Raw genomic sequence first — 10,419 nt, 5'->3', positions numbered from 1 at the left:
GGTAAGGAGATGCTACCGTTTCTGTAAAAATTTTGGGATTATGAAGAAGATATTTAATCTTTTAATCAACCTTAAACTATTTACTTTTCCTAATCTCCACAATTACGATGCTTTTTCATGTCTTATTTGAAAACGCTATAGAACCATTAAAAATTTAGCTCGTAGATAAGTTGAATTAATCACAAAGTAGAAACAAAAAAATGAAAAACAACTCAGATAACAAAAAAACAGAGACATCTAACTACAATTATGAATACCATACTGGTATATCAGATATAAAGTTTCTGTTGATATCTAGCTTAGTCGCGATGACTTTTGCTGTGGTCGGTTTTTTAATCTTCAATCAATCTCAGAAAACAACAAATGTAACTGATGATAAGTCCTCCATATCTTACAGAAAATCTCCTCAGTCAATAATTAATAAAACCCCAGATATACCCACAATGAAAACTCCTATCACTTCGCAAACTGAACTTAATAATCAACAAATTGCCTTGCCATCTTTGCCTATTCCTGATAATAATAATCGTATCAATTTTCAAAAAACGTTTATTTATACTCCCGATAGACCGCCAAATTTTAAGCGGAACGACCAACTACAATCTATTATTAAAAATGTCACTGATTATGTTGCAGAGAATAACTTACCAACTGAGAAATTATCAATTAGCTTAATCGATTTTAAAACCAATAGTAGCGAAAATTATCAAGGAAATATAGGAAGATTTCCCGCTAGTGTTGTCAAGCTTTTTTGGCTAGTCGCTCTGTACGGTTATGTTAATTATCATCAAGGAGATATAGGAGAATATACTATTGAAATTCAAGAAATGATCGGAAAGTCAGACAATGAAGAATCAAGTAATATTGTTGATGCTATCACTGGAGCAAAATCAAATCATAAAAATATGAGCCAGTCAGACTATCAAGAGTGGTTAAAAAAAAGAAATCTACTTAATCAATATTTTGTTGATGCAGGTTATAATGGTATCAATATTAACCAAAAAACCTATCCCATTCCTTCTAAAAAAATGTTTAAACCTCAAGGTGCTGATTTAAAAATGAGAGGCAATGATCCTAAAAATCCGATTAGAAATAAAATTACAACTGAACAAGCTGCTAGATTAATGTATGAAATTATTACAGGACAAGCTATATCACCAGAATCTAGTCAGGAGATGCGATACTATTTGAACAGAATAAACATGATGCAAGATGGCAGCTGGAAAAATATTGACCCGAATCAAGGTCAAGGTCATTTTAATCCCATTAAAGGATTTTTTGGTGAATATTTTGCTAACAGTGACCCTAAAAATATCCAAGAATTTGCTTCTAAAGCTGGTTGGACAAGTGACAGTCGTAGTGAGGTAGCTTATATTAATGATGGTCAAGTTGCTTATATTTTAGCTGTATTTACCCAAGATGCTGCCTACGCTCAAAATTGGCAAATTTTCCCAAAAATTTCTGAATTAGTCTATCAAAAAATGCAGCAAATGGACTCAAAGTATAACACCCCTTAACATCTTTTCCCAATTCTTACTTTAGTGACCCTGAAGATAAAGACAACCTAACCGATTCTATTCAGAATCATCATTATAAATATCTTGGAGAGTTTTATTTTCGTAGCGTTCCTGATCTTGATTTTTGCCGCGACGGGAAGGACGACGATATTTTTTATTAGCTAATTTGGGTTCGTAGGTTTCTTGACCTGCTTCTTTAATTTTTAACTTTAAACTTGACTCTTTTGTGCTAGTTTTCTGCAATGACTGTTCTCGTGTGATCGCTTCTTCTAAAAACTCTAAATAATGTTGGTAACGTTCCCAATCTCCCCTAACCACACAGTTAGGTTCCCGACGGTGAGTACAATCATTAAATTGACAATTTCCTAAAGCTAAACGCTCTCTCACTTCCGGAAAATAAAAAGTTAATTGTTCTGGTGAACAGTTAATATCCGGTTGGTTAAACCCCGGACTATCGGCCAATAAACCCCGATTTGGTAAAGCAAATAACTGCACATGACGGGTGGTGTGACGACCTTTTTGCAGTTTTCCCGACACATCCCCCACCCGTTGATTAATCTCAGGAATTAGACAATTAATTAAACTCGATTTTCCCACTCCCGATGGACCGGCCAAGAGAGTAATTTTATGGTTTAATTGTGCCAATAAAGCCTCAAATCCCCGATTTTTCTCCACACTGACAAAAAAGGGCCGGTATCCCCAACCAGCTAGGCGATCGCCCCAGAGTTCTATTTGTTCCGCTTCCCCCAGATCGATTTTATTGACACAGACCGCAATTTCTAAGCCTGTGGACTCGGCTTTCACCAAAAAACGACTGATCAGCCAAGGATCGAGGACGGGTTCAGCAAGGGCAAAAACTAGCAAAATCTGCTCGATATTAGCAACGGCTGGCCGATCGATCTCGGTACTGCGGGGGAGGACTTCTGCGATCGCACCCTGTTGATCGGCAAAATTTACCTCCTCCACCCGCACCCGATCGCCAACCATGACCGACTGACCGATTTTTTGCAAGCGAGCGCGACGGGTACAGAGAAGATTCTCGCCCATAACGGCAGAATCCAAGCGTACCTGATAAAAATTTGCCTGTACGGCCACCACTGTGCCGTATAAATCGGTTAATTGTGCATCTACCATTTAGGAATCGGGGCGATAGACTTTGAGAACAAAAAAGCTATCTCGGTCCTCGATCGATTCTATCTGATAACCCTCCACTGTCAGGCTAGTGGGAACCTGTTCGATCGGTTCCCCGGCATCTAACCAGACTTCCAACCGTTCCCCGGCGGTCATTTTCTCTAATTGCAATTTTGTGCGGACAAAATTAATCGGGCAGGGAGTGCCGCGCAGGTCTAAAGTCATAGTTATTTAGGGTTTCCTGAAAAAGTTTCTCCTGGGGGCAGGGTGTAGGGTGTGGGGTGTGGGGTGTGGGGTGTGGGGAGAATAAATAAAATAATCTCCTATCTCCTGACTCCTGACTCCTGAATACTGCCGACCGCCGACCGCCCCCTGCCTCCGTTATCCGACAAGATTTTTAGATTTATTCAGCCTGCCCTATTTATGGAAGATATTACCTAAAAATCCCTCGATGCCGCCTTTCCCCACGGTTTCCCCGCGAACTTTCGCTATTTTTTCCAGCAATTCCCGTTCTTCTCCCGTGACACGGGTAGGAATCGAGATTTTAACGGTAATGCGATGATCACCGCGACTGACGGGATTGCCTAATTTGGGAACCCCTTTATTTTCTAAAATCAGTACGGTGTTCGGTTGAGTACCGGCAGGGATAGTCAGGTCTTCTTGGCCATCTACCGTATTAACTTTGATGGTACATCCTAAAATCGCTTGGATATAGCTAATCGTGATATCCGATTTAATATCATTGCCTTCCCGTTGAAATTCTGTATCTGTTTCCACGGTTAGATAAACGAATAAATCCCCTGGCGGCCCGCCTTTAAGTCCTGCGTCTCCTTCCCGGGCAACGCGCAATTTCATGCCGTTGTCAACCCCCGCGGGGATGGTAATTTTCAGTTTTTTGGTTTCCTGTCTGCGTCCGGAACCGGCGCAAACGTCGCATTTTTCCTCGATCACTTCGCCAGCGCCGTCACAGGTGGGACAGACCGAAACTTGAGCAAAAGTACCGAAGGGAGTACGGGTGGCGCGACGCACCTGACCAGTACCACTGCAAGTAGTACAAGTACGGGAACCGGTCCCTGGTCTGGCCCCACTGCCCTTACAGGTTTGACAGGTTTCCAGATGACGGATGCGGATTTCCTTTTCGCCGCCAAAGACCGCCTCGCGGAATTTTAGTCTAAAATCGAGACGTAGATCCTCGCCCCGGGTAGGGCCTGTGCGTCGGCGGGCGGTTGCTTGGCCGCCCATGCCCCCGAAACCACTAAAGATTGTCTCAAAGATATCGGCGAAACCGCCCATATTGTCGGGATCAAAACCAGCAGCGCCCCCAGAAACCCCAGCTTCACCAAAGCGGTCATAACGATTGCGGGTTTCTGGTTCCGAGAGAATTTCGTAGGCGCGGTTAATTTCTTTGAAGTGTTCCTCGGCTCCCGGTTCTTTGTTAACATCGGGATGGTATTTTCGGGCGAGACGACGATAGGCGCGTTTGATGTCTTCTTTACCGGCATCTCGCGAGACACCTAGAATTTCGTAATAATCAGTGGGCATAGGGGGCTATGGTTCTGCTCGCAATTTATAAATAAATTTTCGGTCTAGTTGTTACTTTAACAAAGTATACATAATAGTTTAGTTGGGTTATCCCTACTATTTTTTTCGGTGGGGGTTGGGGTGTGGGGGTGTGGGGTGTGGGGAGAAGGGGTGTAGGGTGTGGGGAGAAGGGGAGAAAAAAGCTGATAACTGATTACTGATTACTGATCACTTTTTAATCTACGGCCTCGTAGTCACTGGCGCTCATTTCTTCCCCATCGTAGGGATCATCATCACTGCCCGATTCGGTGGATTTAGTTTCCAGATTACTATAGGTTCTGGTTTGAGTGGGGGAGAGGGTTGGCCCGTTGGTGAAGGTATTCGAAGAAGTGGCTTGGGTGCGGGTGGGTCGAGTCAGTTTTTCGGTGACATCGATCGGTTCAAAACCAGTACCGTTAAGGGTTTGGTTTTGCTCTTGTCTACCTGTGTAGATGCGGGTACCGATTTCGAGGACAATCTGACGAAATTCTGCCAAGGTGGTTTTTAGCTTTTCTGGGGATATGGAGGGGTCGCGCAGAGCGATTTCCAACTGTTGCCGCTTCTGGTCGGCCAGTTGCCGGATATCGGGGGCGACTAACTGACTGTTTTCCCTGATGGTGACTTCGTAGCTATAGAAAAGACTATCGGATTGGTGGCGAATATCGATCATTTGCAGACGACGGCGATCGGATTCGGCGTATTTTTCGGCTTCTAGGCGCATTTTTTCAATTTCGTTCGGTTTCAGCCCTCCAGTATGGCTAATTAAAATGCTTTGTTCTTTGCCGGTGCCTTGGTCGCTGGCGGCCACTTTCAAGATGCCGTTGACATCGATCTCAAAGGCCACTTCGATTTGTGGCACCCCCCTAGGGGCGGGAGGAATTCCCGTCAGGAGAAATTTACCGAGGGTTTTATTATCCTGGGCCATAGCTCTTTCCCCTTGCAGGACATGAATTTCCACCGAAGTTTGACCATCGGCAGCGGTGGAGAAAACCTGAGATCTACTGGTGGGGATAGTGGTATTGCGATCGATAATTTTGGTAAAGACTTCGCCGAGGGTTTCAATGCCGAGGGAAAGGGGGGTGACATCGAGTAGGAGGATATCTTCCACTTCTCCACCTAAAACTCCGGCTTGAATCGCTGCCCCCAAAGCAACGGCCTCATCGGGGTTAACAGAGCGATCGATCTGGCCGGTAGAAAAGAAACGGGAGATTAATTCTTGCACGGCGGGGATTCTGGTGGAACCACCAACGAGAATGACACGATTGATATCGCTAGGCTGCAGTTCGCTATCTTTGAGGGACTGTTGTACGGGTTCGAGGGTTTTTTCCACTAATTCTCTGGTTAATTCCTCGAATTTAGCGCGAGTTAGTTCTAATTCTAGGTGTTTAGGGCCGGTTTCGTCGGCGGCGATGAAGGGGAGATTGATCGAGGTGGTAATCATGCTAGAAAGCTCGATTTTGGCTTTTTCGGTGGCTTCTCGCAGTCTTTGGATCGCCATGCGATCGCTGGCCAGATCGATGTTTTCTTGGCTTTGAAAGTTCTCCACCAGCCACCGCACTAAGAGGTTATCAAAATCGTCCCCCCCAAGATGGTTATTGCCGGCCGTGGCTTTCACTTCAAAGACTCCCTTCCCCAGTCGCAGGATGGAAACGTCGAAGGTTCCTCCTCCTAGGTCAAAAACGAGGATATGTTGATCTTCGTTTTGTTTATCTAAACCGTAGGCCAGGGCGGCGGCGGTGGGTTCGTTAATAATTCTTAATACTTCTAGTCCTGCGATCATCCCCGCGTCTTTAGTGGCTTGACGTTGGGCATCGGTAAAATAGGCGGGAACTGTAATCACGGCCTCGTTAATCGTTTCTCCCAGATAGGCCTCGGCATCGGCCTTTAATTTTTGCAGGATCATGGCCGAGATTTCTTGGGGGGTAAATTCCCGATCGCGAATTTTGATATTGACGGTATCATCGCGACCGCGTTGGCAATGATAGGCAACTCGTCCCCTTTCTGCCTCCGTGTCTTGCCAGCGCCTACCGATAAAGCGTTTGATGCTATAGACGGTATTTTCGGCATTAGTGACCGCCTGACGTTTGGCCAGTTGTCCCACTAGGCGCTGGCCCTTGCCAAACCCCACGATACTAGGAGTTGTCCTTCCCCCCTCCGAGTTAGGAACTATAATCGGCTGACCTCCCTCGAGTACGGCAACACAACTGTTGGTTGTCCCTAAGTCGATGCCGATGACTTTTCCCATGACGCTCTAATAATAACGGTAGTTAATAGGATACAATCGCTGACAAAAATTATCCCAAAATTAGAAACGGGCTTTTTACCTCGTCTAATCTTGCCGAGGATGAAACAGGACAATTTTCGTCCGCTCCTAACAAAACTTGTCGGTAAAGTCCGCAAGCGGCTGGCGAGCGGTCTATATATCAAGAGTAACCCAAAACCAGTAATTTTGCTGATGCTGACAGTTAGCGATCTCCTCTCGCTATTCTTAAAATTACCGTTTTTAAGATTTTTTTAATGATCACGAGCGGAATTCCTTGATGTTGATGTGCCGAGCAGTGGAATGATCGCCAAATCTTCTTAACCCGAATTCAGATCAATTTGGGATAAGATAACCAATACACCGATCCTAGAGGACTTAATCATGATTAGAGCCTATGCTGCCCGAGAAAAAGGGGGAAAACTAGAGCCTTTTGACTACGATCCGGGTATATTAGCGGATGAAGATGTGGAAATCGCGGTGGAATATTGCGGCATCTGTCACAGTGACCTAAGTATGCTCGATAACGATTGGGGACTGACCACCTATCCCTTTGTCCCCGGTCATGAAGTGGTCGGCACGATCGCCGCTCTCGGTGCTAAAGTCAAAGAATTAAACCTAGGGCAAAGAGTCGGTCTTGGTTGGTTTTCCCGTTCCTGTTCCACCTGTGAAACTTGTATGTCGGGGGATCAAAACCTTTGTGCCACTGCCGAAGGAACTATCGTCGGTCGCCATGGTGGTTTTGCTGAAAAAGTCCGGGCCCATCATAGTTGGTTAGTTCCCTTGCCGGACCAGTTAGATGCTGCCAAAGCTGGCCCGCTTTTTTGTGGTGGTATTACCGTCTTTAATCCCATTGTCCAATTTGATATTAAACCCACGGCCCGAGTTGGTGTCATTGGTATTGGTGGATTGGGCCATATAGCCTTAAAATTCCTCAAAGCTTGGGGCTGCGAAGTAACCGCTTTTTCTAGTAGTCCCGATAAAGAAACAGAAGCAAAAGAACTAGGGGCGACTCATTTTATCAATTCCAGAGACCCCGAAGCTTTGCAATCGGTACAAAATTACTTTGATTTCATCATCTCTACCGTTAACGTTAATCTCGATTGGGGTCTTTATATCGCCTGTTTACGTCCCAAAGGTCGTCTGCATATTGTTGGGGCCGTTCTTGAACCCATGGCTACCTACGCTTTCCCCTTGATTATGGGTCAAAAATCGATTTCTGGCAGTCCTTTGGGTAGTCCCAGTACCATCAATAAAATGATCGAATTTGCCTCTCGCCATGGCATTGAACCGGTCACGGAAACCTATGCTATCTCGCAGGTGAATGAAGCCATGGAAAAATTGAGAACTGGACAACCTAAATATCGCCTCGTCTTGCAGATGAAATAAAACCATCTCTATCCCAGACGTAACCCCGATGACTCAACCCCTCACTCCTCCAGTTATCGATTGGGAAGAACCCCCCATTCCCCCAGAAGACTTGATTTTTGATGACGGATAACCATTGGAAATCCACCGTCACCGCAAGGCCATGAATGTCTTAATCGATTCTATCGAACAAGCCTATCAGGATCGAGAAGACTTTTTTGTTGGCGGTAATATGTTTATTTAGTTTAGCCGTGAGCAGGTTTTTAATAGAACTATTGCAAATTAATTATATGTTATAATGATAGGCTAACTAATTTTTTTGGGAAAATTAGTTAATTAGCACATTTGTTCTGAATCAAAACCTGAAGTTTTACTTTTAACTCAAAACTCTTTAGAGCTGCTTTAATTTGGTTATCAAAACCTCTTTATTTAAGCGGCACAAACTATCTCAATTATAAAAATTGAGAATAAATTATCCTTGTAGATTAATGTTTGGCAACTTTTAAGAAGTTGCTATACCTATCCCTAACTCACAGTTACAAATAGCCGCCAACAAGTTAACTATTAAACTATATCTTCGACGACAATTCCGATATTTACAGGATAAGATTTTCAAGATTTTGAGTTTCCTATTTATAGGTTCAATGATAATCCTTTCTTTGGCTAAAGCCTTGTTATATTCCTTTTATAACTCTGTTAATTTTCTATTTTTCGATTTTTTTAGGTGTATAAATATTACTATGATATGCAGCCATTCCCTGATAACCACTGTCTTATATACTGGTAGTTAAAGGATGAAAACGAACCAGACTTTTTTTAAATAAACTAAAATCATGACCTCTACCTTTCCCACAAAAGACACAGATAATTTCCTCTGTATTTTATCAGCTACTAATTGGGATTTTAAACTATGATAACCTTTTTTACCACCAAAAAAATCTTTCTGTTTCTTTTGGGGGCTTTCTATGGGAGTTTCCGTTACATCCATTACCGTTATGACCGGTATCTCTGCTTGATTGAGTAAAGCTTTTTTTCCTTTTAAACGGAAGTTTCCCGATTGTAAAAGCATTTTTTCCGTCTTATTTACAATCCGACCTATAGTTGATTCTGATAGTTGACCACTTATACCAATGTGAAAATATGTTCTATATTCTCGCCAATATTCTAACGTTACTAAAACTTGTTCTTCTATAGATAGTTTAGGGTTCGGTCCCCTTGTAGATGCTGAATTAGAGTCAGCTTCAACACTTTTTACTGATTCTACCATCTTTCTACAGGTTTGTTTATACACACCTAAACGGCGTTTTAACTGTTCATCTGATAAGTCTTGATAATCTATAATCTTGCTAATAAACATAGCAAAATTATAGATTATTTCCTGACCTAAGATCACATTTTATTCTTTTTTCTACTTCCATCTAAAAATCGAGAAAAAAGCAAAATCCTCCACTATACCATAAAAAAATTATGCAAGAGAACTATTGTCTGATAGCAAAAGGCAATGAGGAATATCCCTAAGACTTCCATGACCTTTATTGTTAGTTAATTTGGGAGGAATCTTTGAGTATTACTATATTAGTATTAACTACTTAGGAATCCTAGTATCATGGCTGAGTTTATCTCTGATTCTAGGATTAATTTTTGTTGGAGAAATTTATCTGAACAGGAAAGTTAGCAAGCATAATTTAGCGGTCACAAGAAAAGAATAAATTTTTTTGCTATGGAATGAGGGGTTATTCAAACCTAGAGAATGTTAGACTAAATCCTATTTAAAAATTATAGGTATCGGGGGATAAGGAGCAGAAGTAATTACTTAAATAGTTATTAGCGAAAGTCGTTTCTTTCACTCAAAAACCGATGGTTTTAATCTCTGGCAAAAACAGAGCTATTTATTTATTATCCCTACTAACCAAGAGAAAAGAAAAAATTAATATTTATCGGCCGGGGTTAGCTGATATGATTAGGGGGATGACTATCATTCCAAGGTCAATGAGCGCAAGAACGTTATTCGATAAAGTCTGGGACGCACACACGGTTAATATTCTTCCCAGTGGACAGACACAATTATTTATCGGACTGCATCTAGTCCATGAAGTCACCAGTCCCCAAGCTTTTTCGATGCTGAGAGAAAGGGGTTTAAAAGTATTATTTCCAGGACGGACTATTGCCACTGTTGATCACATAGTCCCCACCGAAAATCAGGCGCGTCCTTTCCTTGACGATTTGGCCGAGGAAATGATCCTGGCGATCGAAACTAATGTTCAAACCAATAATATTCCTTTCTACGGCATCGGTTCCGGCAATCAGGGTATAGTTCATGTGATCGCTCCCGAACAGGGTCTAACCCAACCGGGGATGACGATCGCTTGTGGTGACTCCCACACCTCCACCCACGGCGCTTTTGGGGCGATCGCTTTTGGCATCGGAACTTCCCAAGTGCGGGATGTTCTTGCTACCCAAACCCTATCCCTATCGAAATTAAAAGTGCGTCGAGTGGAGGTAAACGGCGATTTAAACCCCGGTGTCTATGCTAAAGATGTAATTCTCCATATTATCCGTCAATTAGGCGTTAAAGGCGGTGTT

The 10,419-nt window shown here is 42.9% G+C and carries 7 protein-coding genes and 2 pseudogenes; 4 read left to right on the top strand and 5 right to left on the bottom strand.

Features of this window, described 5'->3' with window-relative positions; translation table 11 throughout:
* Positions 1 to 200: 200 nt before the first annotated feature.
* Positions 201 to 1,517, top strand: coding sequence for a serine hydrolase (locus tag PX484_RS06100; protein WP_004163679.1), 1,317 nt, complete (start codon positions 201 to 203; stop codon positions 1,515 to 1,517).
* A 57-nt stretch (positions 1,518 to 1,574) separates the two neighbouring features.
* Here the strand turns inward: PX484_RS06100 and rsgA are convergent, their stop codons facing one another.
* The 4 genes from rsgA to dnaK all read right to left on the bottom strand — a co-directional run bounded on the left by rsgA (position 1,575) and on the right by dnaK (position 6,453).
* Complete coding sequence (gene rsgA / locus PX484_RS06095; RefSeq protein ID WP_004163680.1) at positions 1,575 to 2,651, bottom strand: small ribosomal subunit biogenesis GTPase RsgA; 1,077 nt, start codon at positions 2,649 to 2,651, stop codon at positions 1,575 to 1,577.
* The gene (locus PX484_RS06090) at positions 2,652 to 2,873 is read right to left on the bottom strand and encodes a sulfurtransferase TusA family protein (protein WP_002738399.1); all 222 of its coding nucleotides are present in this window, start codon (positions 2,871 to 2,873) and stop codon (positions 2,652 to 2,654) included. It abuts the gene before it with no gap.
* Positions 2,874 to 3,065: 192 nt separating this feature from the next.
* Positions 3,066 to 4,190, bottom strand: a complete 1,125-nt coding sequence (gene dnaJ, locus PX484_RS06085; RefSeq protein ID WP_004163681.1) for a molecular chaperone DnaJ — start codon at positions 4,188 to 4,190, stop codon at positions 3,066 to 3,068.
* 214 nt (positions 4,191 to 4,404) lie between these two features.
* On the bottom strand, positions 4,405 to 6,453 hold the full coding sequence (dnaK, locus tag PX484_RS06080; protein WP_287671544.1) for a molecular chaperone DnaK: 2,049 nt from the start codon (positions 6,451 to 6,453) through the stop codon (positions 4,405 to 4,407).
* 399 nt (positions 6,454 to 6,852) lie between these two features.
* On the opposite strand from dnaK, the gene ahr reads away from it, so the two are divergent.
* On the top strand, positions 6,853 to 7,857 hold the full coding sequence (ahr, locus tag PX484_RS06075) for an NADPH-dependent aldehyde reductase Ahr (RefSeq protein ID WP_004163683.1): 1,005 nt from the start codon (positions 6,853 to 6,855) through the stop codon (positions 7,855 to 7,857).
* 28 nt (positions 7,858 to 7,885) lie between these two features.
* Positions 7,886 to 8,077 (top strand): annotated as a pseudogene (locus PX484_RS06070) (Uma2 family endonuclease); the annotation flags it as partial.
* A 261-nt stretch (positions 8,078 to 8,338) separates the two neighbouring features.
* On the opposite strand, the pseudogene PX484_RS06065 reads toward PX484_RS06070, so the two are convergent.
* Positions 8,339 to 9,193, bottom strand: a pseudogene (locus tag PX484_RS06065) (IS5 family transposase).
* 632 nt (positions 9,194 to 9,825) lie between these two features.
* On the opposite strand from PX484_RS06065, the gene PX484_RS06060 reads away from it, so the two are divergent.
* The coding region (locus tag PX484_RS06060; protein WP_288103148.1) for an aconitase family protein at positions 9,826 to 10,419 on the top strand (594 nt) is incomplete at its 3' end.

This window comes from Microcystis sp. M49636_WE2 (assembly GCF_030065375.1).
Taxonomy (GTDB): Bacteria; Cyanobacteriota; Cyanobacteriia; order Cyanobacteriales; family Microcystaceae; genus Microcystis; species Microcystis aeruginosa_C.
This window is presented reverse-complemented; position numbering and strand designations above follow the sequence as displayed.

What these genes read in the sequence shown, in the direction of transcription:
- PX484_RS06100 (WP_004163679.1), top strand. Translation starts at nt 201, where the DNA reads ATGAAAAACAACTCAGATAACAAAAAAACAGAGACATCTAACTACAAT.
- rsgA (WP_004163680.1), bottom strand. Translation starts at nt 2,651, where the DNA reads ATGGTAGATGCACAATTAACCGATTTATACGGCACAGTGGTGGCCGTA.
- PX484_RS06090 (WP_002738399.1), bottom strand. Translation starts at nt 2,873, where the DNA reads ATGACTTTAGACCTGCGCGGCACTCCCTGCCCGATTAATTTTGTCCGC.
- dnaJ (WP_004163681.1), bottom strand. Translation starts at nt 4,190, where the DNA reads ATGCCCACTGATTATTACGAAATTCTAGGTGTCTCGCGAGATGCCGGT.
- dnaK (WP_287671544.1), bottom strand. Translation starts at nt 6,453, where the DNA reads ATGGGAAAAGTCATCGGCATCGACTTAGGGACAACCAACAGTTGTGTT.
- ahr (WP_004163683.1), top strand. Translation starts at nt 6,853, where the DNA reads ATGATTAGAGCCTATGCTGCCCGAGAAAAAGGGGGAAAACTAGAGCCT.